28 protein-coding genes are annotated in these 20,830 nt (G+C 44.2%); 11 read left to right on the top strand and 17 right to left on the bottom strand.

Going from position 1 to position 20,830, the window contains the following annotated elements; genetic code table 11:
- Positions 1 to 204: 204 nt before the first annotated feature.
- From ABXS78_RS10480 to ABXS78_RS10490, 3 genes are all read right to left on the bottom strand, one after another.
- The gene (locus ABXS78_RS10480) at positions 205 to 2,457 is read right to left on the bottom strand and encodes a DNA internalization-related competence protein ComEC/Rec2 (RefSeq protein ID WP_366247196.1); all 2,253 of its coding nucleotides are present in this window, start codon (positions 2,455 to 2,457) and stop codon (positions 205 to 207) included.
- Positions 2,454 to 3,029 (bottom strand): ComE operon protein 2, encoded by a 576-nt coding sequence (locus ABXS78_RS10485; protein ID WP_366247197.1) that lies wholly within the window; start codon positions 3,027 to 3,029, stop codon positions 2,454 to 2,456. Before ABXS78_RS10485 ends, ABXS78_RS10480 begins: the two co-directional genes overlap by 4 nt.
- Positions 3,030 to 3,094: 65 nt before the next feature.
- Entirely contained in the window at positions 3,095 to 3,712 is a 618-nt protein-coding gene (locus tag ABXS78_RS10490; protein ID WP_366247198.1) for a ComEA family DNA-binding protein, read from the bottom strand.
- A 93-nt stretch (positions 3,713 to 3,805) separates the two neighbouring features.
- Here ABXS78_RS10490 and comER point away from each other — a divergent pair, with 93 nt between their 5' ends.
- Complete coding sequence (gene comER / locus ABXS78_RS10495; protein ID WP_366247199.1) at positions 3,806 to 4,630, top strand: late competence protein ComER; 825 nt, start codon at positions 3,806 to 3,808, stop codon at positions 4,628 to 4,630.
- A gap of 51 nt (positions 4,631 to 4,681) precedes the next feature.
- Here the strand turns inward: comER and ABXS78_RS10500 are convergent, their stop codons facing one another.
- From ABXS78_RS10500 to ABXS78_RS10535, 8 genes are read right to left on the bottom strand one after another with little or no spacing between them, the layout of a single operon-like run.
- A complete protein-coding gene (locus tag ABXS78_RS10500) occupies positions 4,682 to 5,440 on the bottom strand; it encodes a class I SAM-dependent methyltransferase (protein WP_366247200.1) in 759 nt (252 codons plus the stop codon).
- On the bottom strand, positions 5,440 to 5,796 hold the full coding sequence (gene rsfS, locus ABXS78_RS10505) for a ribosome silencing factor (RefSeq protein ID WP_095222460.1): 357 nt from the start codon (positions 5,794 to 5,796) through the stop codon (positions 5,440 to 5,442). Before rsfS ends, ABXS78_RS10500 begins: the two co-directional genes overlap by 1 nt.
- Positions 5,797 to 6,369, bottom strand: coding sequence for a bis(5'-nucleosyl)-tetraphosphatase (symmetrical) YqeK (gene yqeK, locus ABXS78_RS10510; protein WP_095222459.1), 573 nt, complete (start codon positions 6,367 to 6,369; stop codon positions 5,797 to 5,799).
- Positions 6,356 to 6,925: a nicotinate-nucleotide adenylyltransferase gene (locus ABXS78_RS10515; protein WP_095222458.1), complete on the bottom strand. Its 570-nt coding sequence runs from the start codon at positions 6,923 to 6,925 to the stop codon at positions 6,356 to 6,358. Before ABXS78_RS10515 ends, yqeK begins: the two co-directional genes overlap by 14 nt.
- An 11-nt stretch (positions 6,926 to 6,936) precedes the next feature.
- Entirely contained in the window at positions 6,937 to 7,227 is a 291-nt protein-coding gene (gene yhbY, locus ABXS78_RS10520) for a ribosome assembly RNA-binding protein YhbY (RefSeq protein ID WP_095222457.1), read from the bottom strand.
- A 1-nt stretch (position 7,228) separates the two neighbouring features.
- Positions 7,229 to 8,065 carry a shikimate dehydrogenase gene (aroE, locus tag ABXS78_RS10525; protein ID WP_366247201.1) on the bottom strand — a complete coding sequence of 279 codons (837 nt, stop codon included), beginning with the start codon at positions 8,063 to 8,065 and terminating at the stop codon, positions 7,229 to 7,231.
- Between the two features lie 14 nt (positions 8,066 to 8,079).
- A complete protein-coding gene (gene yqeH / locus ABXS78_RS10530; RefSeq protein WP_366247202.1) occupies positions 8,080 to 9,183 on the bottom strand; it encodes a ribosome biogenesis GTPase YqeH in 1,104 nt (367 codons plus the stop codon).
- 2 nt (positions 9,184 to 9,185) lie between these two features.
- Positions 9,186 to 9,701 carry a YqeG family HAD IIIA-type phosphatase gene (locus ABXS78_RS10535; RefSeq protein ID WP_366247203.1) on the bottom strand — a complete coding sequence of 172 codons (516 nt, stop codon included), beginning with the start codon at positions 9,699 to 9,701 and terminating at the stop codon, positions 9,186 to 9,188.
- Between the two features lie 390 nt (positions 9,702 to 10,091).
- Here ABXS78_RS10535 and ABXS78_RS10540 point away from each other — a divergent pair, with 390 nt between their 5' ends.
- From ABXS78_RS10540 to ABXS78_RS10580, 9 genes are all read left to right on the top strand, one after another.
- The gene (locus tag ABXS78_RS10540; protein ID WP_038561505.1) at positions 10,092 to 10,232 is read left to right on the top strand and encodes a sporulation histidine kinase inhibitor Sda; all 141 of its coding nucleotides are present in this window, start codon (positions 10,092 to 10,094) and stop codon (positions 10,230 to 10,232) included.
- Positions 10,233 to 10,409: 177 nt separating this feature from the next.
- Positions 10,410 to 12,767 carry a hydrogen gas-evolving membrane-bound hydrogenase subunit E gene (gene mbhE, locus ABXS78_RS10545; RefSeq protein ID WP_366247204.1) on the top strand — a complete coding sequence of 786 codons (2,358 nt, stop codon included), beginning with the start codon at positions 10,410 to 10,412 and terminating at the stop codon, positions 12,765 to 12,767.
- A complete protein-coding gene (locus tag ABXS78_RS10550) occupies positions 12,767 to 13,105 on the top strand; it encodes a Na(+)/H(+) antiporter subunit C (protein ID WP_366247205.1) in 339 nt (112 codons plus the stop codon). Before mbhE ends, ABXS78_RS10550 begins: the two co-directional genes overlap by 1 nt.
- Complete coding sequence (locus tag ABXS78_RS10555) at positions 13,098 to 14,582, top strand: Na+/H+ antiporter subunit D (RefSeq protein ID WP_366247206.1); 1,485 nt, start codon at positions 13,098 to 13,100, stop codon at positions 14,580 to 14,582. The genes ABXS78_RS10550 and ABXS78_RS10555 overlap by 8 nt, the downstream gene beginning before the upstream one ends.
- On the top strand, positions 14,583 to 15,059 hold the full coding sequence (locus tag ABXS78_RS10560) for a Na+/H+ antiporter subunit E (protein ID WP_366247207.1): 477 nt from the start codon (positions 14,583 to 14,585) through the stop codon (positions 15,057 to 15,059).
- A complete protein-coding gene (locus tag ABXS78_RS10565) occupies positions 15,056 to 15,367 on the top strand; it encodes a monovalent cation/H+ antiporter complex subunit F (RefSeq protein ID WP_366247208.1) in 312 nt (103 codons plus the stop codon). Before ABXS78_RS10560 ends, ABXS78_RS10565 begins: the two co-directional genes overlap by 4 nt.
- Entirely contained in the window at positions 15,348 to 15,740 is a 393-nt protein-coding gene (mnhG, locus tag ABXS78_RS10570) for a monovalent cation/H(+) antiporter subunit G (RefSeq protein WP_366247209.1), read from the top strand. Before ABXS78_RS10565 ends, mnhG begins: the two co-directional genes overlap by 20 nt.
- A gap of 113 nt (positions 15,741 to 15,853) precedes the next feature.
- The gene (sigK, locus tag ABXS78_RS10575) at positions 15,854 to 16,552 is read left to right on the top strand and encodes an RNA polymerase sporulation sigma factor SigK (RefSeq protein ID WP_366247210.1); all 699 of its coding nucleotides are present in this window, start codon (positions 15,854 to 15,856) and stop codon (positions 16,550 to 16,552) included.
- 51 nt (positions 16,553 to 16,603) lie between these two features.
- Positions 16,604 to 16,729 carry a hypothetical protein gene (locus ABXS78_RS10580; RefSeq protein WP_366247211.1) on the top strand — a complete coding sequence of 42 codons (126 nt, stop codon included), beginning with the start codon at positions 16,604 to 16,606 and terminating at the stop codon, positions 16,727 to 16,729.
- A 27-nt stretch (positions 16,730 to 16,756) separates the two neighbouring features.
- On the opposite strand, the gene ABXS78_RS10585 is transcribed toward ABXS78_RS10580, so the two are convergent.
- The 3 genes from ABXS78_RS10585 to ABXS78_RS10595 all read right to left on the bottom strand — a co-directional run bounded on the left by ABXS78_RS10585 (position 16,757) and on the right by ABXS78_RS10595 (position 18,403).
- Positions 16,757 to 16,984 (bottom strand): YrhC family protein, encoded by a 228-nt coding sequence (locus ABXS78_RS10585; protein WP_095218166.1) that lies wholly within the window; start codon positions 16,982 to 16,984, stop codon positions 16,757 to 16,759.
- An 80-nt stretch (positions 16,985 to 17,064) separates the two neighbouring features.
- Positions 17,065 to 17,757 carry a 5'-methylthioadenosine/S-adenosylhomocysteine nucleosidase gene (gene mtnN / locus ABXS78_RS10590; RefSeq protein WP_366247212.1) on the bottom strand — a complete coding sequence of 231 codons (693 nt, stop codon included), beginning with the start codon at positions 17,755 to 17,757 and terminating at the stop codon, positions 17,065 to 17,067.
- A 13-nt stretch (positions 17,758 to 17,770) separates the two neighbouring features.
- On the bottom strand, positions 17,771 to 18,403 hold the full coding sequence (locus ABXS78_RS10595) for a YrrS family protein (protein WP_366247213.1): 633 nt from the start codon (positions 18,401 to 18,403) through the stop codon (positions 17,771 to 17,773).
- Positions 18,404 to 18,622: 219 nt separating this feature from the next.
- Here ABXS78_RS10595 and ABXS78_RS10600 point away from each other — a divergent pair, with 219 nt between their 5' ends.
- Positions 18,623 to 18,877 (top strand): hypothetical protein, encoded by a 255-nt coding sequence (locus ABXS78_RS10600; protein ID WP_366247214.1) that lies wholly within the window; start codon positions 18,623 to 18,625, stop codon positions 18,875 to 18,877.
- A 45-nt stretch (positions 18,878 to 18,922) separates the two neighbouring features.
- Here ABXS78_RS10600 and greA read toward each other — a convergent pair whose 3' ends face one another.
- The 3 genes from greA to ABXS78_RS10615 form a co-directional block, all read right to left on the bottom strand.
- The gene (gene greA, locus ABXS78_RS10605) at positions 18,923 to 19,399 is read right to left on the bottom strand and encodes a transcription elongation factor GreA (RefSeq protein WP_095218169.1); all 477 of its coding nucleotides are present in this window, start codon (positions 19,397 to 19,399) and stop codon (positions 18,923 to 18,925) included.
- Positions 19,400 to 19,518: 119 nt separating this feature from the next.
- A complete protein-coding gene (gene udk, locus ABXS78_RS10610) occupies positions 19,519 to 20,151 on the bottom strand; it encodes a uridine kinase (protein WP_095222445.1) in 633 nt (210 codons plus the stop codon).
- Between the two features lie 29 nt (positions 20,152 to 20,180).
- A complete protein-coding gene (locus tag ABXS78_RS10615; protein ID WP_366247215.1) occupies positions 20,181 to 20,819 on the bottom strand; it encodes an O-methyltransferase in 639 nt (212 codons plus the stop codon).
- Positions 20,820 to 20,830: the final 11 nt, after the last annotated feature.

Genomic DNA, 20,830 nt, shown 5'->3' on the forward strand with positions numbered 1-20,830 from the left:
AACAGAGGAGAACAATAATACGTTCCCCCCCAATCTATATGAACGCTCTTGTTAGCCAGCTCCGGAGGCTGTAACGCGAAGCGGTGTTTTCTTACCTCTAGGTTATCCTTAATCATGCAAGTTATTGGTGACAACTCTTGCTAATCGAGGTAAGTACCTGCTGCCTGTGGTAAGTTCGTTTGCCTCATTTATAACTACCGTATCTTATGGGAGGAACGGGCTAAATGTGCCTGTCTTCCCTGAGAAGGCATAGACGACCGCCCCATCCGTATCTGTACGCCAGATACGGATGTTTTGTTGTGACAATGCATCCACAACCTCTGGTGACGGATGGCCATATCTGTTGTTCCGGCCAGCCGAAACCAGCGCTGTCTCCGGCTTCACATGCTGAAGAAATGCTGGATCAGTCGAGGTATTGCTGCCATGATGTCCGACCTTCAGTACATCCGCTCGTAAAGTCGGATAACTCCGGATGATTTCCTTTTCCTCCTCTTTGCCTATATCACCCGTAAAAAGCCAGCTCTTCCCGCCCAGCACCGTATACATGACAAGCGAATTCTTGTTGGGATCCTTTTTATCACGTGAAGGAGCCAGCAGCTGGATTTCCCAGCCAGGAAGATGGATCATCTCTCCAGCTGTCCAAGGTATTATCTTTATATCCGAATCCCAAAGTTTTGCTTTTGAACGGTCAAAATAGACAGAAGTACGTACCCAATCCACATGAAATTCCTCTGTAAGCTTACCAATACTTCCAATATGATCATGATCCGAATGCGAAGCAAAGATGCCATGAACTTTGGCAATTCCCCGCTCATACAAATATGGTTTGATTACCTGCTTGAAATTCTTATCAGTCGGCTTAAAGTCCATTCCGACACTGCCAGCTGCATCAATTAGATAAACACCTCTGCGATAAGGTAATTCGATGACAAATGCATCTCCTTGCCCGATATCGAGCATCGTGACATATCCTGTACTGCTCGTATAAGGCAGCAGCGATGCAGCAAGCGGAATTGCTGTAAGTAAAGCACCATAACAAAGAGCAATCCTTCGCCTGCCTTTCTCCCACGCTGAGCAAAATAGAACAAGAATCAGAAAATAAACTATAGAGATACCAATTGGAAGCTTGCCTGTTACCCAAGGATAAAAAGCTGCACCATCTACCCATTCAATAAATCGGATCACTAATTCATTTAGAAAACGAAAACACTCTCCTAGAAGAGCAGCAAACTGCGGCAAAGGGTATAGCAGGATACTGATTAACAGCAAAAGAGGAATAGCAATAAACGTATAGAACGGAATGGCAAAGAGATTCATTAAAACAGACAATGGATTCAAGAAGTAGAATTGGGAGACCTGCAGAGGAAGGATGACAAGCTGGCTTAAAAGGCTTGTTTCCAGCAGCGCACTTATAAAAGAGCCAGTGTAAAGGCGGGCCGATAAAAGCAATGCCAAGCTGACAAGAAACGAAAATTGAAAACCAATATGGTATAGATAATGCGGGTCGAGGACAAGTAAAAGTAAGAAAACGATACTGATGCTATCGATGATAGGCAGCCTAATGCGAAAGCGCATCAGCACCATGATGAGCATCACCATTAAAGCAGAACGCCAAACCGACGGTTCCCCGCCTGCAAATACGGGATAAACAGCCAAAAAGACAAATAAAAACCAATAGGTCTTTTCTATCGTAAGAATCTGGAGTTTTGTGAAGAGGAAGAAGAGGATTGCCGAAAATAATGCGATATGCATGCCGCTGATGGCAAGGATATGCGACAAGCTCCAGCGATTGAAAAGCTCCACCGTCTCCTCATCCAAATTGCTGTCTTCCCCAGCAATCATCGCCTGCACCCATGCAGCGGTATGAGAATCAAGGTTCTTATCTGCTTTTTCTAAAAACACTGTTCTTGCCTTTAACAGCTGATTGAATCGTGATGTTCCAGTACAAGAGATATCCTGGAGATTTTGAAGTTCTATTTCGTAAAAAATACCTTGCTGCCGTGAATAACGCTTAAAATCAAATTGTCCTTGGTTAGTAGCTGGATCAGGCTGGCTAATTCTGCCTTTGATGACACATTTAGCACCTGCAGATAAACCAGTTAATACTTCATTAGCTTCTTGTTTGAAATAGGTCACTTGGATAGAAGGGGAACCAGAAGGATCTTCTGCAGTGAATTGAATCCGCTCATTTGTTTCGGAGATATCTGATATAGCGGAGATGAGCTGAATTGGCTTATCCAGCGGCAATTCAGGGGGAGTTTTTTGGCCGAGGATACTGTTGCCGAAAAATAACAGTGAAGCAAGCGAGGACAGAATCAGGAGTGTAAATTGGATTCGCCTTGTGTAATACATTAGGCATAGCCAAGCAACTATTAGCAGCAAGATGGAGAAATGCAAGGAATGCGCCAGCATCCCGCCAAGGGCTGCCAGCGCGACAATATGCCATCTTCCGATCATATCCGTTCTTTGGTTGGAAGTTGATAACGAGAAGCAGCTTCTTCAGCAAGCTGCTGACTTTCGGTATCGTCCAGCTGCTTGAGCTTCTCCACTACTTTTTCCATCAGGTTTTGAGTTTCCTGCGGCTTCGTATCCACTACAACTGCATCAAGCTCTACCTGTTCCGTCTTGACACCTGCTTCAGCAAAAAGATCAATCGCATAAGGATGATTTTTGTAATCATTCGCATAATAGACCGTTTTGATACCAGCTTGAATTAAGGCTTTACAGCATTGCAAGCACGGAAAATGTGTAACGTAAATTTCAGCTCCTTCGGTTGGTACTCCGAATTTCGCACATTGTAAGAGGGCATTCATTTCTGCGTGTACTGTCCGCACGCAATGACCATCGATTACGTAGCAACCTTCATCGACGCAGTGCTTGCTGCCAGTGACACTGCCATTATAACCGCCGGCGATGATCCGTTTATCTCGGACTACAGTCGCACCAACCATCAGACGCTGACAGGTGCTGCGCAATGCCAGCAAGTGGCTTTGCGCCATAAAGTATTGATTCCATGCGATTCGTTCCATGACGCTTCGCCACCTTTCCTTTTCTAGAGTAAGTGTACAATCCCCCTTCTCATCCGTCAACAGCTCTACAAGCTGATCTGTTCCTTCATGTTCTCTAATGATTTCTCTCCGATGCCGGGTACTTCTGTAAGCTGCTCAATAGAAGTGAAAGGACCGTTTTCCTCCCTGAAAGCAACGATAGCCTGTGCTTTTGCTTCCCCAATGCCGTTCAACTCCGTCAGTTCCTCGCTGTCTGCTTGGTTGATATTGATTTTGTCCGATGAAGCATTCGTCCCCGCAGATTGAGCAGGTAAATCCCCTCCTTCTCCGATAGCCGCAACATAAATAACCTGTTCATCAGCCACACGCTGGGCCAGATTGATACTCCTCGCCTCCGCTTTATCTGTCAGCCCGCCAGCTGCATCTATCGCCTGTTCCACACGGCTGTCTGGAGCAAGCTCGTATACTCCGGGGTTCTGCACCTCTCCTTTTATATCTACTACAAACTTCGTGTGATCAGGTGCCGGCTCTTTTTCAGCTGGTGTTTCTGCAAGCAACAACTGATTCTCAGAAGGGTTTTCAGCTTCTTCAAGCTGCTTAACAGCAGCATCACCCTTAGGCTCCCGGATCCATATGACTAAAACCACACATACTGCAGCAGCGAGTATGATAGCCCAACTATATTGTTTGACGATTTGCACCATACATCTCCTTTCATATTCTATATCGTTAAAGCATAAGTTTGATAACAGCGTAAATGGGCAACAAGCAGAAACTGAGCATAGGAGGAGTTTAGAATGACGAAATGGGGAATAATCGGAGTTGGAAATATGGGAGGTATGCTGCTGGAGACGTGGGTAAACTCCGGTTCAATCAACCAGGAAGACATTATGATTTTAAACCGTTCTGCTGAAAAAGCTGCGAAGTGGAAAGAAGCTTATCCATCCATCCATGTGGCTGATTCCATAAGCCACATTGCGGAATATGCTGATATTTTGTTTCTCTGTGTTCGGCCGCCTCACTTGCCTGGTGTCTGTCACGAGCTTCACCCTATATTAAAGCCGGATCAAGTACTAGTCTCCATAACTAGTCCGTATTCTATTGAAGACCTCGAAGTTCTTGTACCATGTCAGGTAGCACGGGCCATCCCAAGTATTACGAACAGAGCTGCAGCGGGAACGACTTTGCTGACATTCGGAACAAGCCTGTTAAATCGTAATAAAGCCGCGCTGATCGATTTAGTCAGCAGCTATTCTAATCCACTTTATATTCCAGAGGATATAACGAGAGTAGCTTCAGATATTGTTTCCTGCGGACCGGCTTTCTTCAGCTACCTTGCGCAGCGATTTATCGATGGCGCAGTGGAGGAAACGGCAATCAGCAAAGAACAAGCCACTCATTTAACTTCGGAGATGCTGATCGGACTCGGAACTCTATTGGCAAACGGGCACTATACATTGGATGAACTGATAAAAAAGGTTTGTGTGAAAGGCGGTATTACAGGAGAAGGAATCGCAGTACTGGAAAAGGAAACAACTGAACAGTTTCCTCAATTATTCCGAGCAACTCATCGCAAATTCCGGGAAGAAAAGGAAGCAATTCAGAAGGGATTGTACAACTAACATTTCGACACATACTCCGCTTTTCCTGCATAAAAAAACCAGGTAGCAGCATTATGCCTCCTGGTTTTTCAAACATGCAAAGAATAGTCGATCTGCTTCTTCCAGTTGCTCTGTCCGTTCTATATCAAAATCACCGTATACCCCTGACACCTGGAAGCCTGCTTCCTCAAGCCAGGAGATATACGTTTCAATGGAATATGTACGCTGATGATGATATTCATCAAAACGATCGTATTTATCCGAGTCAGTTTCTTTTGTAAAGAAACTGAGGTCGTGGAATACCTCTCCTTTCTCTTCGCCGGTTTCACAGAACCACGTGTAAGAAAGGTCATCATGAATCTCAGCAAAAACCTCACCGGCCAAGTCCTCTTCCATATGCCGTATGCTATGGACATCGAACAGGAAAACACCGCCAGGAGCAAGCATCTGCCATATCCTGGAGAAAGCTTGCTTTACATCTTCCGGTGACGTTATATAGTTGACCACATCAAACATACTGATTGCAGCATCCGCTTTAATCGACTCCAGCTCCCGCAAATCCTGCTGTATCCAGCGCACTTGCTGATTCGTATCACGGGAAGCAGCATAGGCAAGCATATTTTCAGATTGATCAATCCCTGTCATTTGATAGCCTGCGTTTGCAAGCTGTCTGGTGACATATCCTGTTCCACAGCCTAAATCTGCTATCTCTTTGATCTCGATCTGGGCATGCTTTTGGAATATTTGCTGCATGAATCGCTGCCACGGCTCATAAGGCGCATCCTGCATCAGACGTTCATATACGGCGGCAAGCCGCTCGTATGCGGCCATCAGCTTTCTTGGGAGAATACCGGTTCCACTTGCGGCGCATCTCCCCACAGGCGTTCTAAATTATAATATCTGCGTTCATCGATGTGGAATACATGGCAAACTACGTCTCCAAGATCGACAAGCACCCATCTTGACTGCTCCAATCCTTCCAAACGCTTCACTTCCACGCCAGCTTCTTCGGCTTTCTCTTTTATTCTTCTGGCGATAGCTTGCACTTGGCGTTCGCTCGTTCCATGACAAATCATGAAGTAATCAGCAATCAAGGAGACCTCTTTCATTTCCAAAAGGACAACGTCTTCCCCTCTTACCGCATCTGCAGCATTTGCTGCTATTTGTGCTAAATCAATAGTTTCCATTTATGTGTTACCTCCAGTAGAGTTTAATAAATCATTATAAGCATGGAACGTGTCCGGGTATACTTTCCGGTTTAACGAGACGAGCATATTGATCGTATTCCGGGAAGCCATCCAGCACGCCTTATCCAAATTCTTCTCACTAATTTTACGTACATCATCCACGCCGGGAAAAGCACGGCCTGGTTCAATATAATCTGCAAGAAATACTACTTTATCAAGTACGGACATACCAACACATCCAGTTGTGTGTACCGTGATGCTATGCAGTATCTCCGGGTCGCTAATACCGACTTCGCGCTTTACCATCAGCGCTCCTACCGGACCATGCCATAATTCATGGTGATAATCCAGCAAGTCTTTCGGCAGCTGTTCTGATAAGATCCAGCGTTTCATTTCCTCAAGTGGCCGATACTTCGCGTAGTCATGAAAAATAGCAGCCAGTTCTGCTTTTTTTTCATCTGCACCATACTGTTTGGCCAGTCTGATGCTTGTATCCATTACACGGATAGTATGATCATACCGTGGTTTCTTTAATTGTTTTTCAACGATCGCCAATGCCTTATCTCTCTGCATACAGCTTTTGCTCCTTTATTATATCGAACACTGCGCCTGAAATAAGATAGTGTACTGGAGCTCCCTGTTCGACTCGTTCCCGGATCATGCTCGATGATATTTCAAGCTCCGGTATATCGACATAAGTGACAGGATAAGTTGTCACCAGCTCATATCCAGGCCGGCCGACGCCTACGAATGTCAGCATCTCAATTAAATCATCGATACGATGCCACGTGTGCAGACTCTCGACCAGATCAGCACCGATGATGAAATGGAATGCAGTATTCGGGTGCATTTCCTGCAACAGCTTTATTGTATCAAATGTATAGGATTTACCTAAACGATCCACCTCAATCGGATCCATACGGAAAATAGGATTATCCGCAATAGCCGCCTGCACCATCTCGAGACGCAGAACCGCATCGGTATGGGACTTTTCTTTATGCGGTGCTTCGTGGGCAGGAATGAACCAGACTTCATCCAGTCCAAGTCTGTGCTGAACTTCCTGCGCAATGAACAAATGTCCGAGATGGGGCGGATCGAATGTCCCCCCCAATAATCCGACTTTTTTCATGTCTTACTCCTTTACGGCAGCTTGATCTGTTTATTATCTTCTGATTCTCTATAAAGGACGATTGTACTGCCGATGATTTGAACGATAGAGGCACCTGTCCCCTCTTCGATTGCTGCAGCAACGTCCTCTTTCTCATCCAGACAATTCTGAAGCAAACTTACTTTGATCAATTCCCTTTTTTCCAATGCTTCGCCGATTTGGACGAGCATGTTATCGTTCACACCGATTTTCCCTACCTGGAAAATTGGTTTCAAATGATGCGCTTGTGCGCGAAGATATCTTTTCTGTTTACCTGTTAACATATTATGCCTCCGTTAATCTTTGTTCCAGCTGATTCAATAAGTCCCCGATCATGACTTGCTGTGCCGACCAGATTTCAAATGCGTACTGTGCTTGATATAAAAGCATGCTATGGCCATGATGAATAATGGCTCCCTGCTGTTTGGCACTGCGAAGCAGCATCGTTTCAATCGGTTTATAGACGATATCACTAACTACCGCATTAGGCTTCAAGTTGGCTAATGACATGATCTGCTCTTGATCATGCGGGCTCATTCCCACACTGGACGTGTGGATGATAATGTCGTAGCTGCCCAATTTCTGTTGCGCTTCCTCGTAAGACAGAATCTCGGTAATGGTTTCCGGTTCCTGTAATTGAAGCAGCTGCTCAGCTTTGGAAACAGTGCGATTGGCGATATCGATATAGCGGAAACCCTTAGCAACCAGTGCCCGGTATATGCCGCGAGCTGCTCCTCCTGCGCCAAGCATAAGCACATGCAAGGAGTCTTTCGAGAGGATCACTTGTTCCAATGCACGCACATAGCCCGCTCCATCCGTATTATACCCGATCCATTTGCCGTTCTTTCGTACTGCGGTATTCACAGCCCCGATTTTCGCTGCATCTGGATCGAGCTCATCAAGGAATGGAATGATGCGCTGTTTATATGGAACCGTAATATTGAAGCCATCAATCCCGCTTTGCATTAATGCAGTAATTTTTTCATCAAAAACACCTGGTTCGATCGGATATAGCTTGTATTCTCCTTCGATACCAGCCTGTTCCATGAATTGTGTGTGTATCCATGGTGATAAAGAATGCTCCACTGGATGGCCGATCAGGCCTAACTTCAATATTCTCATTTTCTCGTTCCCCCTTAGATTAATGATCTGCGGATCGTTGCCGGCACTCCTTCTGGTGTATGGACTGTAATTGAAGCAGGTTCACCTGACAGCGTTATCCATCCTAGTCCTGGAATGACGATATCCGTTTTTTGATCTTTTATCCTGAATGTTGATTTCCGGAAAGATGGAAAGTTCTCAAGCTGCTCCTTATATGGAGGTGTGAGCAATTCTCCTTTTTGACGCTCATAAAGCGAATCCGCATTCTCAAGCTTCGTACGATGGATATCAAGCGCATTAGAGAAATAGCAGACAAATGGCTGTCTTTCCCCTTTTTCGAAATCGATGCGTGCCAAACCACCAATAAATAAGGTCTGCATATCGTTCAACTGGAAGATACGAGCTTTGATTTCTTTATTAGGTGTGATGGTTTTTAAGTCTTTTTCCGTCACATAATGAGCAATCTGCTGGCGGTTGACAATTCCCGGTGTATCGTAAAGGGAGCTTGTATCATCCAGCGGGATATCAATAAATCCAAGTGTTGTGCCAGGATAATATGAAGTGGTGATTGCATCATTTATGCCTGTAGAATGTTTAATCAAAGCATTGATGAACGTAGATTTGCCGACATTCGTACTGCCGACCACGTATACATCTTGTCCATCGCGCAAATCCTGGATGCTATCTTCCAGCTCCGCCATTCCGATACCCCGTTTTGCGGAAATCAAATGCACATCCGCCACCTGGATACCATATTCTTTAGCTGCCCCGCGCAGCCACTGTTTCACACGTTCGTGGTTTGTCGATTTCGAAAGAAGGTCCACTTTATTTCCAACAAGGATAATCGGTTTGTCTCCTACAAGCCGCTTGATGCTGGAAATGAAACTCCCATTGAAATCGAATATATCCACCAGTTTAATGACAATACCATCTTTGTTATTGATTTCGCTGATCAACGTAAAGAAGTCATCGTCCGTCACTGCAACATCCTGGACTTCATTGTAATGCTTGAGCCGGAAGCAGCGCTTACAGATGACCTCATCATTTTTCCCTAGTGCTGAAGCAGGGATATAACCGGGCAAGGATGCGTCTTCTGTTTGAATCGGCGCTCCGCAGCCTTGGCAAATCAATTCTTCCACATTCATTCCTCCCATGTGATCTTTCCTTTTCTTCTGAAATAGTTGAGTATCCGTCGTTCGATCATCCGATTGATTCTGGTGATTTTTCCGTCTGTATTGACGATTGGCACCACAACTATCGTATAGAAACCAGCCAGATTGCCTCCTAATACATCTGTAAGGAGCTGATCACCAATCATTACAATCTCGCCCTTCTCGAGGTTCATCTGCTTGACAGCCTGCTTGAAGGCACGTCCCAGCGGCTTTCTTGCGCTATAGACGAAAGGAATCTCTAAGGGTTCAGAAAACAGTTTCACTCGTTGCTCATTATTATTAGATATAATCGTAATTTTAATATCATGTGCGCGCATTTCCTTGAACCAATTGGTCACTTCCGGCGTAGCATCTGCAACATCCCATGCAACAAGGGTATTATCCAGATCCGTAATGATACCTTTGATTCCTTGCGCTTTCAATTTCTCTGGCTTTATATCAAAAATGCTTTTCACATGCTCGTTCGGCAAGAACTTCTTTAGCATTGTGGATTTCCTCCGATCTCGTACACTTCAACAGTTACTTACCCATCATAAGACATTTTTGCTACGGTTTCAAAAAAATCTTTCATTGTTCCTCTTTTTTTCGACCTTTCTTTATGCCATAGGCAAGAAATCAGAAGCAAAACCTTTCGACAAATCTCTACATTCTCCTTCTTGTGGATAACTATGTCCACATAACCAACCGCAATATGAATCAATTCTGTATATTTATAAACACTTTATCTACAGGTTATGAACAGTTTTATGTAGATAACTATCGTCTTGTCCCTCTATTTTTTTCGTGATACATTATTAATAACTTATTCAACTCCCCAACCCACGTACAGAAGATCTGCAAGATAGTAAGATATCTCCAATCAGGAGGAATGCAAGATGGAACATCTGTCTGATGAATTGCTGATCGAATCTTACCACAAGGCGAACGAACTCCACTTGAGCCAAGAGTTTATTCATCTAATAGAGAAAGAAATCCAGTCACGGGGCTTATCGCATAAGATCCGTTATACCAGCTAAACATCGTCTCCCTCAGTCTTGCCGCTACGGCAAGGCTTTTTTCTTTCTAAAAGGGAGCTGTGTCTGTTGCAGTGTATGGTTAAATTACTTTACAATTGGGTATAAGGATTTTTTAGCACTTATTTAAAATAGAAGAAGTTTTTAAGAGCCGAAATCAAAGAGGAGGACTGCCATAATATGATCGTTGCCATTCTGATGCCATTTATAATTGCTATGTGCATCCCATTCTTCGCGAAATTCAAATACAGGATACATACCGGATATGCGGTGTTCGCTACATCGCTCTCCATCTTCCTATACTTTCTCGTTCTGCTTGTCAGCGGGGAAACGGATACACTGTATCGTTACAGCTGGATACCGTCTCTTGGACTCAATTTAACATTCTATACTGATGGACTGGCTCTTTTCTTTGCTTTGCTGATTAGCGGTATCGGTGCTCTTGTAGCATTTTATTCCATCTATTATCTTAACCGAGAGGAACGGCTAGGGTCCTTCTATGTTTATCTGCTTCTGTTCATGGGAGCGATGATCGGCATTGTCACTTCAGATAACATTTATGCCCTTTACACCTTCTGGGAGCTCACATCTGTATCTTCTTTCCTTTTGATCAGTTTCTGGTTCACTAGAAAAGCTTCCACAGACGGCGCTCTGAAATCCATGCTGATCACATTCCTAGGTGGATTCGCGTTACTCGGTGCATTGGTGCTTCTACACTTGGTTACAGGGTCTACGAGTATCCGTGAGATATTGACACAGGGAGACCTTATCCTTGCAAGTGATTGGTTCCCGATGATTATTGTGCTGCTGCTATTGGCTGCCTGTACGAAATCGGCCCAGTTTCCATTCCATATCTGGCTGCCAGATGCGATGGAAGCTCCGACACCGGTTAGTGCATACTTGCACTCCGCTACAATGGTTAAAGCCGGTCTATTCCTTTTGCTCCGCTTTACTCCTGTATTTAAAGAAAGCGAAGCATTTTTCATTACAGTATCTATAATCGGTCTCGTCACTTTGTTCTGGGGGTCTTATATGGCTGTCAGGCAGACAGATCTCAAGGGGATATTAGCTTATTCCACCATCAGTCAGCTTGGCATGATTATGGCGATGATCGGCTACGGAACAGAAGCAGCCATCTTTGCTGCTATATTCCATATTCTCAATCACGCAACATTTAAAGGAAGTTTGTTCATGGCTGTCGGTATTATAGACCATGAAACAGGGACCCGGGATATCCGAAAGCTCGGCGGACTTTGGAAGCTCATGCCAGTTACAGGAATAATCAGCATACTCGCATCTTTCTCTATGGCTGGTGTGCCGCTGCCAATTCTAAACGGTTTTTATAGTAAAGAGGAGTTCTTTTCAAGCTCCTGGGATTTGGCAGCCGACCGTACATTCGGAACAGACTTTGCAGCTGTACTAGCTACTATCGTACCGTATGCAGCTGTTGCAGGCAGTATCTTCACATTTGTGTACAGCATGTACTTCTACTTTCGTACATTTACGGGGAATGCAGAGAAAGCCACCGCTGAAAAAGCCCATGATCCGAAATTCGGGATGCTGGCAACACCTGTCCTGCTCGTTTTGGGAGTTCTATTGATAAGTATTTTCCCGAACTGGTTCAGCCGTCATTTGCTTCAGCCAGCAGCGAATGCTGTATATGGAGAGACAATGAAAGAACATTCCATCCATTTCTGGCATGGTTTTGTGCCACCATTTATCATGTCTCTGATCGTGGTTGTATTAGGTATCGTATTTTATGTCACCCGGAAATATTGGATGGCTCTATACAACATCCTGCCAGGAAAGTTATCTGGAAATATCGTCTATGCATCGCTTCTGTCAGCTAGTGAAAAACAAACAAAAAGATTGAATGACCGAATCGTAAGTGGCTCTATCCGACAATATAATGCAATCATTATAAGTGTTATCTCGATTGTAACCTTACTGATTTTGTTCGGAACGGACTCCTTTGATTTGCGACATATTGATTCTTCGCCCGTCTCGCTTCCTCAAAGCCTGCCAGAGCTGGCCGTTGCATTTATCATGATCGCTGCAGCCTTTGGAAGCACTGTATCACAGAAAAAACTGACTGCCGTCATCATCTTGGGCGTTGTAGGATACGGGCTGTCCATTTTGTTTGTCTTGTTCCGAGCACCAGATCTTGCACTGACACAGCTTAGTATCGAGACAATCACTGTCGTTCTGTTCTTGCTATGCTTCCGTCATTTACCTGAAATGAGACAAGAAAAAAAAGAAAAGGCATCCAAGAAAATCATCAATATCATCATCGCCTCTCTTTGCGGTCTTATGATGATGCTGGTAGGCTTGGCTGCTTACAGTCAGCGCCTCTTCCCTAGCATCTCGGATTACTTTATCAAGTATTCCTACAAACTGGGAGGCGGCGATAATATCGTCAATGTCATCCTTGTCGATTTCCGTGGATTGGATACATTATTTGAAATCACTGTACTGGCTATTGCTGCTTTGGGAATCTTTTCCCTGATCAAACTGCGTCAAAAAGGAGGGGATCGCTGATGGAAATTATCATGATTGTACTTGCCGGCATCCTCTTCGGATTTGCGGTTTACAACATGTTGCAGAAGCAGCTCCTCCGAATCATCATCGGGACTGCCCTTCTGTCACACGCTGCCCACCTGTTCATCTTGACGATGGGCAAGTTGAAGCGTGGTGCCGCTCCTGTTCTTACTGATGGGACGGAGAATTATACCGATCCGCTGCCGCAAGCACTGATACTGACGTCCATCGTTATCAGTTTTGGTGTCACCAGCCTGCTTCTTGTCCTGGCTTATCGGGCAGTAAAAACGAACGGCACGGATAATATGGAAGAATTAAGAGGTAATGATCATGACTAATTTTGCTATTTTACCAATATTGATTCCATTCTTAGCTGGTATACTCCTGGCATTCATCCATAACCGGATTCTGCTCACAAGACGATTGGCAATGCTTCTTGCAATCGTCCATCTGATCACAATGGGATTGCTTCTTTACAGAGTCCTACTTGATGGCAGTATTGTTCTGGAAGCAGGAGATTGGATCGCTCCATACGGTATCATCCTTGTACTGGATCCTTTGAGTACTTTACTTGTTCTGACCACTTCCATCATTCTTCTAGCTGTCGTCTGGTATGCACCAGCGTCCGTTTCGGAGGAACAGGAAGGCTTCTATTTTTATACCTTTGTATTTTTACTTGTAACGGGGGTATCAGGTGCTTTTGTAACAGGGGATTTGTTCAACCTGTTCGTATTCTTTGAAGTCCTGCTGATGGCATCTTATGCCTTGATTACACATGGAGGAAAGAAAGTACAGCTGCGTGAATCTATCAAGTACGTCCTGATCAATTTGTTTTCTTCCATGTTATTTGTTACCGCTGTTTCCTACATATATGCTGTGCTGGGTACAGTGAATATGGCGCAGCTGGCTGAACGGGCAGCTGCCTCTGATCAGCCAGGCATAATCACGACGGTTGCCATACTGCTGTTCTTTGTCTTTGCGACCAAGGGTGCTGCATTTCCGCTCTATTACTGGATGCCGCACTCCTACATCGTTCCAAACCCAGTCGTGTCAGCTTTATTTGGAGCACTTTTAACGAAGGTCGGTGTGTATTCCCTCATCCGTACATTTACGCTCATCTTCCATCAGCAGCCTGAAATAATGGATCAGCTGTTCATATGGGTCGGAAATCTGACTATGCTGCTCGGCGTAATTGGGGCCTTGGCATCCCGTAATATCAAATTGATTGTTGCTTATAATATCATTCCTGCTATCGGGTTCATGCTGGTTGGAATCGGGATTTTCAATCATGATGGTCTGAGCGGAAGCATCTATTATTTGCTGCAGGATATGATTATAAAGGCAGCGCTATTCCTGCTGGCTGGTACGATTGCAGCAGCCGCCGGCACCTCGGACATCAATAAAATGGGCGGAATGATCCGTTCACACCCTGTCCTTGGCTGGATGTTCTTCCTTGCCGGTCTTGTACTCGCAGGTGTTCCGCCATTCAGCGGGTTCATCGGAAAGCTGCTTTTGGTAAGAGGTGCCTTCGAAAAAGGCGAAACAGTTACTGTTGTCATTATGCTTCTCACGAGCTTACTTATATTGCTTTCGATCGTTAGAGCTTTTATCTCCATTTTCTGGGGGGAAGGCGAAGCAAAAACAAAACAAACACGTCACAGTACACGTCGGCTATTGCCAGCTGGATTTTTGATGCTATTCACTGTATTCCTAGGTGTTGGAGCAGAAGCAATTCTGCCGACCGTTCAGCTGATTGCCGACTATCTGCTTCATCCACAGGAATATATCGATCTCGTATTGAAGGGGGGACGTTAGATGGCTTTTCAAGTCTGTATAAACCTATTGATTGCCTTCATGTGGATGTTCCTCGGAGAGTCATATAGTATTGCCGGATTCGTAACAGGTTACATCGTTGGTATCGCCTTATTATTCCTGCTGCGCCGCTTCCTTAAAGGTCCGTTCTATTTATGGCGAGGATACAAGATTTTGGTCCTGGCGCTGATTTTTATCAAAGAGCTGATCCTTTCTAATTTCGAAATCACAAAACTTGTCTATGCAAGGCGCCTAGATATAAACCCCGGTATCTTTACACTCGAGACAGAACTAAAAACAGATTGGGAAATTACCTTATTAGCAACTCTGATTACACTAACTCCCGGAACTGTCACCATGGCCGTTTCACCTGATAAAAAGGAGCTCTATATCCATGCCATGGATATCGTTGACATGAAAGACGCTGTGCATGCCATCAAAAATAGCTTTGAGAAGCACATCATGGAGGTGACACGATGAGCGCACTGCAAAATAATTTTGCTGATATTATTCAGATAGTCTCTATCATTTGCCTGATAGCTCTAAGTGTCTCTATCCTCTTATTAATCATTCGTGTAATGAAAGGACCGACAAATGCTGACCGTGCAGTCGCTTTGGATGCCATAGGTGTAAATATAATGGCTTTCGCTTCCTTGCTTGCTATCATCCTAATTACACCTAACTTCAATGATATCGTATTGTTGATCGGAATCCTGCTATTTATAGGAACAGTAGCAATTGCAATCTATTTGGAAAAGGGTGATTTAATTGATACAGAAGACGATTGAAATCATCCTGAATATCTTTGTAATCGTATTTCTGTCAGGCGGTACATTTATCATGTTCACGGCATCTGTAGGTATTCTGCGCTTCCCTGATATTTATACAAGGCTTCACGCAGCGAGTAAAGGTTCTACACTGGGTGTTGCCGGAATTCTTATCGGTGCTTTTATCTTCCACTACACCGAGTACGGAATCATAAGCGGAAAATTAATCCTTGGTGTTCTGTTCATCTTTCTCACAGCCCCTGTCGCAAGTCATCTGATATCCAGAGCTGCTCACCTTCGCGGAGCAAAACCATACGGAACGTTGAAGGATCAATACCAGGAAGCAATCGATAGAGAGAAGCGAAGACAAAAACAACAACGAAAATCGAAGTGAATGCCCTTGGGCATTCACTTTTTCTTTTTCTTCTGGACAGACACGTTCAGAGACTCCTTCACATAAAGTGAGTGTATAGGCAATCTTTGAGAGTGTACAGGAGGTGCAATGAAGTGAGTATTATTGGTGCTATCGGACTTCTAGTAAAGGAAGCAATGTTTTTCGTTTCCTATGTAAAGAACCATGCATTCCCTCAGCCTCTCCCACCCGAGGAAGAAGCATTGCATATCGAAAGGATGCAGCAAGGGGATGAAACAAGCCGTAACAAGTTAATTGAACATAACCTGCGTCTGGTTGCTCACATCGTAAAGAAATTCGAAAACACTGGCGAAGATTCGGAGGATCTCATTTCCATCGGTACAATCGGACTGATTAAAGGAATCGAAAGCTATTCGAGTGATAAAGGCACAAAACTCGCTACATACGCAGCTAGGTGTATCGAAAATGAAATCCTTATGCATCTACGGGCCTTGAAGAAGACCAAGAAGGATATTTCCCTGCATGATCCCATAGGTCAGGATAAAGAAGGTAACGAAATCAGCCTTATCGACATTCTCCAAGCAGACAATGAAGATATCATTGAGTATATCCAGTTGAATATGGAAGTCGAGAAGATAAAGGAATATATCGGTATCCTGGATGGACGTGAAAAAGAAGTAATAGTCAGTCGCTATGGACTTAATAACGAAGAAGATATGACACAGCGTGAAATTGCAAAAAAATTAAATATTTCCCGCAGCTACGTTTCCCGCATCGAAAAACGTGCACTGATGAAAATTTTCCATGAATACTACCGACAGCATCGCACATAAAAGCATATGCTATCTGTACCTTACTATTCTGTTAAGAAGGAGGTTACCAATATGTATGCGAACAGCTACTCACCCAGTCATTATCAGCAGCGAACAAGCACCGGCGTGCTTATTGCTGCCTTCCTTGTCCTGCTTATTGTAGGAGGAGCTTATGCTTGGGAGAATATATGGGATTAAAAAACACTCCGGTTTTTACCGGAGTGTTTAGCTTTCTAATTGTTTTTTCCATCTTTCTATTGCAAACCAGATCAGTATGCTTGTAATTACGCATCCGCCAGTCATAGCAAACAGGATATCTGCTTTGTCTGTAGGTGCCAAATAAACATTGATAACCGAACCAATGTATAAATAACTGCCAAGAATCAGAAGCGCCAATGCAAAACGACGATAATCTGCAATCTTGTCAATCAACTGCTGTTGTCTTTTATTCATCTTGTCGCCTCCTCTTCCAATCTAGCAACATTGTAACACAAAAAAAGACAGCAATTACCTGGTAATTGCTGTCATAAGTGTTAGTAGCGTTCAACCATTTTCATGATCAATGTCGCTGCATTGCGAGCAGCTTGGTCAAGGAAAGCATCAAATGATACAGACGATTCCTTGCCTGCAATATCAGACAACGCCCGTACAATGACAAAAGGTGTTCCATAGTGATACGACACCTGAGCCACTGCAGCAGCCTCCATCTCCGCTGCCAGCATAGCTGGGAACTTGTCCCGGACAAATGCTACACGTTCTGGATCAGACATAAAACTATCACCGGTCGCAATAAGACCGATTTCAGCGTTCGTATCAGGGAATTGATCAATAACACTCTTGGCTAGCTGAACCAGCTCCTGATCTGCCTGGAAAGCTGGCGGCATTTGCGGTACTTGACCATAAACATAGTCGAATGCTGTTACGTCCACGTCATGGTGAACGACCGAATCAGAGATGACAATATCCCCTACTTCCAGATTCGAAGCAAATCCGCCCGCTGAACCAGTGTTGATGATTGCTTCCGGTGCATATCGTTCAATCAGCATAGATGCAGCGAGTGCTGCATTCACTTTTCCGATTCCCGATTTAAGCAGGACAACTGGTTTATCAGATAGTGTGCCTTCTGTAATTTCATACCCTGCTACAATGACCTCTTTTTTGTATGCCATTGTTTCTTTCAGTAATGCTACTTCTTCATCCATTGCTCCAATGATCCCGATTGTCATTCTGCCTGCTCCTTTAACTCTTCCTATCGTTTTCTTTCAGTACTTCCACTTTTGTTGCCTGCCAGCCTTTTCCATCCACCCAGCTGGCAAATACACGGAATGTCTCTTCTGAATCAGTTGCAGAGACTGTTGCAATGACATCATTACCGCCATTGCCGTTGTTCTCTACCCACCAAGCTGTCATCGAGGCTGGATCCAATCCAACTGCTCCTCCAACGGCCTGCATCATTTCATTCCAGTCCTGCGTGCCTTTTTCAAAGGTTGTCGTATGAGTCCCGGACTGCTCGGTGCCTACCGGCTCCCAGTCCTTCGAATACGCTTCCTTCACATTATCATCTGAAGGTTCAGCTTCTTTTTTGTCTTCCTTTTCTTTCTCATCGTCATCCTGCTTCTCTTCATCAGCTTTCTCTGTATCTTCGCCATTGCTAGAATCGTTATTGCCTTGGAGTTGTTCTGCGATGGATTTTTGATTCTGTTCGTCAGCTGTTTGATTTTCCATTGCCGGTTTATCATTCAAAACTGCTACGAGCAGCACGACGACTAGGGCGACACCAGCAATTGCCAGGACAACACTAAGCCACTTCCTAGGTTTTCTGCGTCTGTTTCTATTATTCAATCTGGAAAAATCCTGATTATCATCCGCCATGCTCATCCCTCCTCATTGGTCTCTATTATACTATGAACTGAGGCGAAGCCAAAGTCATATTATAAGCTCTTTTTCTTTTGATGATTTTGTTGAAGCATCTCTAATTTTGACATACCGGAAGGATTCTGTGCATATATATCTAACTATATAAATTAGAAAAGCAGGTAGGACTACTTTGATCAGTCATCATGATTCCTGTGGAAGAGGAGGAAGATAAACGTGATGAAAGTGACAAGAATGGATACGAACCTTTGGGGGCACGAATCGTTCGAGTATGTCGGCTACGACAAGGAAGCCGAGACCTTCTCTATCTTCTTACCGGAAGAATGCTGTTTGTCTTTCACTAGTGTGAAAGAACAAGTTGTCTTTTCATTTCTGCTGGCACTCGACAAAGAAAGTTTTATCCTGCAAAAGCTTATACCCTTTTTCCCGTTCGAGAAATCATCTGCAGAGTCAATTCATCAGGCTCAATAATAAAAGCTGCTTCCATATCATTCGGAAGCAGCTTTTGTTTTATGTCTATTCTACTTTAGTAATTTTGACTTGAATGTCGCCACCTGGTGTGGAGACACTTAATTCTTCACCGACTTCATGGCCAATCAGGCTTTTTGCAATCGGAGAATCGTTTGAGATTTTACCTTCGAACGGATCTGCTTCTGCACTTCCGACGATAGTATAGCTTTCTTCTTCCCCGTCAGGCAGTTCGATGAAGGTAACTGTTTTACCCATTCCAACCATATCAGGATTATCTGTATCACTTTCGATAATCACTGCATTGCGGATCATGTTTTCTGTTGTAGCGATTTTGGATTCGACGAATGCTTGCTCGTCTTTTGCCGCATCATATTCGGAGTTCTCGGACAAGTCACCGAAGCCTCGCGCGATTTTAATACGCTCGACAACCTCTTGACGACGAGTTGTTTTTAGATACTCCAACTCCTCCTCAAGCTTCGCCAAACCTTCATTTGTCATGTAATATTGTTTTTCTGTAGCCAATTCAACCACCCCTTGAGCTCTAAAAGATTCTTTCCCTTTGCTTCACTTCTATAGCGTTTTCATGCATATTCCATACTATGGCAGATTCCTGCCGAAAATTCAATACTTATCTGTACGAGTCACGTAGTGCGGCCGGAGAGAATCGTTTCGATCTTCGCAGACATCAAATCGATGGCTACGTGGTTTTCTCCGCCTTCTGGAATGATAATATCTGCATACCGCTTTGTTGGTTCGATGAATTGCAAATGCATCGGACGTACTACATTCACATACTGCTCGATAACTGAATCAATTGTCCGTCCGCGTTCCTTAATATCACGCAGCAAACGGCGGATAATCCGTAGATCTGCATCTGTATCAACGAACACCTTTATATCCATCATATCACGCAGTCGCTCGTCCTCGAGGATCAGTATTCCTTCCAGAATGATAACGTCCTTCGGTTCAACTGGTATTGTCTCTTCAGAACGTGTATGGATCTTGTAATCATAGATCGGCTTCTCTATCGCCTGCTGCTCACCAAGTGCCTGTAAATGCTGCATTAGCAATTCATTATCGAAGGCGAATGGATGATCATAGTTCGTATTGAGACGTTTTTCGAACGGAAGATGAGATTGATCTTTGTAATACGAGTCTTGCTCGATCACTAGAATTGTCTTATCTGTAAACCGTTTGTAGATGGATCTTGTAACAGACGTCTTCCCTGATCCGGATCCTCCTGCAACACCGATAATGATAGGTTTCTTTGCCATTGCTCCTACTCCTCTTCCTACTGCCTCGTTCATTTCTTCTTCACACTGACAGCTACTCCATCGCCTACCGGCAGGATCGTCGTGTGGAACGCTTCATGCTGGAATAACCAGTCGTTATATTTTCGGATCTTCTTTGCGATATTAGCTTTGCGTGGTGTAGCTTCACTATCGTCCGCCACATACCCTTTGAATAGAACATTGTCACTGACAATGACACCTCGCTCACTGAGCATCTCGCTATAAGCTTCGAAGAAACGTTGATATTGCCCTTTGGCTGCATCGATGAAGACAAAATCGTACGGGGCATGCGCTTTTATTTTGTCTTCCAAATCGAATGCATCGCCTTTAAGGATCAAAATATCATCCTGAGCGCCTTGCGCTTGGATATGGGTGACGGCCTGATCGTAACGTACGTCATCACGTTCGACGGTCACGATGCTGACATCTGGTTTCGCGTGACGCATCATTAGAGCTGAATACCCGATTGCTGTCCCGATTTCCAATATTTTGTCTGGCTGATGAAGCCGAATCAGCTGCATCAAAAATTGTATCCCAAGCGGCTCCATTATCGGTACACGGTCTTCTGCAGCAAGCTCCTCCAATTTCTTAGCCCATTCAGGAGAAGACTCCACATACTCCTCCAAGTAACCCATTATTGCTTGTAACATATTAATTCCTC

The sequence above is a fragment of the Terribacillus aidingensis genome, assembly GCF_040703035.1.
Taxonomy (GTDB): Bacteria; Bacillota; Bacilli; order Bacillales; family Amphibacillaceae; genus Terribacillus.

Bases quoted from the DNA above. Each gene is read 5' to 3' on its own strand.
- ABXS78_RS10585 (WP_095218166.1), bottom strand. From the start codon at position 16,984: ATGAATAAAAGACAACAGCAGTTGATTGACAAGATTGCAGATTATCGT.
- ABXS78_RS10540 (WP_038561505.1), top strand. From the start codon at position 10,092: ATGGAACATCTGTCTGATGAATTGCTGATCGAATCTTACCACAAGGCG.
- ABXS78_RS10550 (WP_366247205.1), top strand. From the start codon at position 12,767: ATGGAAATTATCATGATTGTACTTGCCGGCATCCTCTTCGGATTTGCG.
- yhbY (WP_095222457.1), bottom strand. From the start codon at position 7,227: ATGTTAACAGGTAAACAGAAAAGATATCTTCGCGCACAAGCGCATCAT.
- ABXS78_RS10580 (WP_366247211.1), top strand. From the start codon at position 16,604: ATGTATGCGAACAGCTACTCACCCAGTCATTATCAGCAGCGAACAAGC.
- ABXS78_RS10555 (WP_366247206.1), top strand. From the start codon at position 13,098: ATGACTAATTTTGCTATTTTACCAATATTGATTCCATTCTTAGCTGGT.
- ABXS78_RS10515 (WP_095222458.1), bottom strand. From the start codon at position 6,925: ATGAAAAAAGTCGGATTATTGGGGGGGACATTCGATCCGCCCCATCTC.
- ABXS78_RS10485 (WP_366247197.1), bottom strand. From the start codon at position 3,029: ATGGAACGAATCGCATGGAATCAATACTTTATGGCGCAAAGCCACTTG.
- mtnN (WP_366247212.1), bottom strand. From the start codon at position 17,757: ATGACAATCGGGATCATTGGAGCAATGGATGAAGAAGTAGCATTACTG.
- aroE (WP_366247201.1), bottom strand. From the start codon at position 8,065: ATGAGAATATTGAAGTTAGGCCTGATCGGCCATCCAGTGGAGCATTCT.
- ABXS78_RS10615 (WP_366247215.1), bottom strand. From the start codon at position 20,819: ATGTTACAAGCAATAATGGGTTACTTGGAGGAGTATGTGGAGTCTTCT.
- ABXS78_RS10500 (WP_366247200.1), bottom strand. From the start codon at position 5,440: ATGGCCGCATACGAGCGGCTTGCCGCCGTATATGAACGTCTGATGCAG.
- ABXS78_RS10560 (WP_366247207.1), top strand. From the start codon at position 14,583: ATGGCTTTTCAAGTCTGTATAAACCTATTGATTGCCTTCATGTGGATG.
- ABXS78_RS10595 (WP_366247213.1), bottom strand. From the start codon at position 18,403: ATGGCGGATGATAATCAGGATTTTTCCAGATTGAATAATAGAAACAGA.
- rsfS (WP_095222460.1), bottom strand. From the start codon at position 5,796: ATGGAAACTATTGATTTAGCACAAATAGCAGCAAATGCTGCAGATGCG.
- ABXS78_RS10490 (WP_366247198.1), bottom strand. From the start codon at position 3,712: ATGGTGCAAATCGTCAAACAATATAGTTGGGCTATCATACTCGCTGCT.
- mbhE (WP_366247204.1), top strand. From the start codon at position 10,410: ATGATCGTTGCCATTCTGATGCCATTTATAATTGCTATGTGCATCCCA.
- comER (WP_366247199.1), top strand. From the start codon at position 3,806: ATGACGAAATGGGGAATAATCGGAGTTGGAAATATGGGAGGTATGCTG.
- ABXS78_RS10565 (WP_366247208.1), top strand. From the start codon at position 15,056: ATGAGCGCACTGCAAAATAATTTTGCTGATATTATTCAGATAGTCTCT.
- yqeK (WP_095222459.1), bottom strand. From the start codon at position 6,369: ATGCAGAGAGATAAGGCATTGGCGATCGTTGAAAAACAATTAAAGAAA.
- ABXS78_RS10480 (WP_366247196.1), bottom strand. From the start codon at position 2,457: ATGATCGGAAGATGGCATATTGTCGCGCTGGCAGCCCTTGGCGGGATG.
- ABXS78_RS10535 (WP_366247203.1), bottom strand. From the start codon at position 9,701: ATGCTAAAGAAGTTCTTGCCGAACGAGCATGTGAAAAGCATTTTTGAT.
- udk (WP_095222445.1), bottom strand. From the start codon at position 20,151: ATGGCAAAGAAACCTATCATTATCGGTGTTGCAGGAGGATCCGGATCA.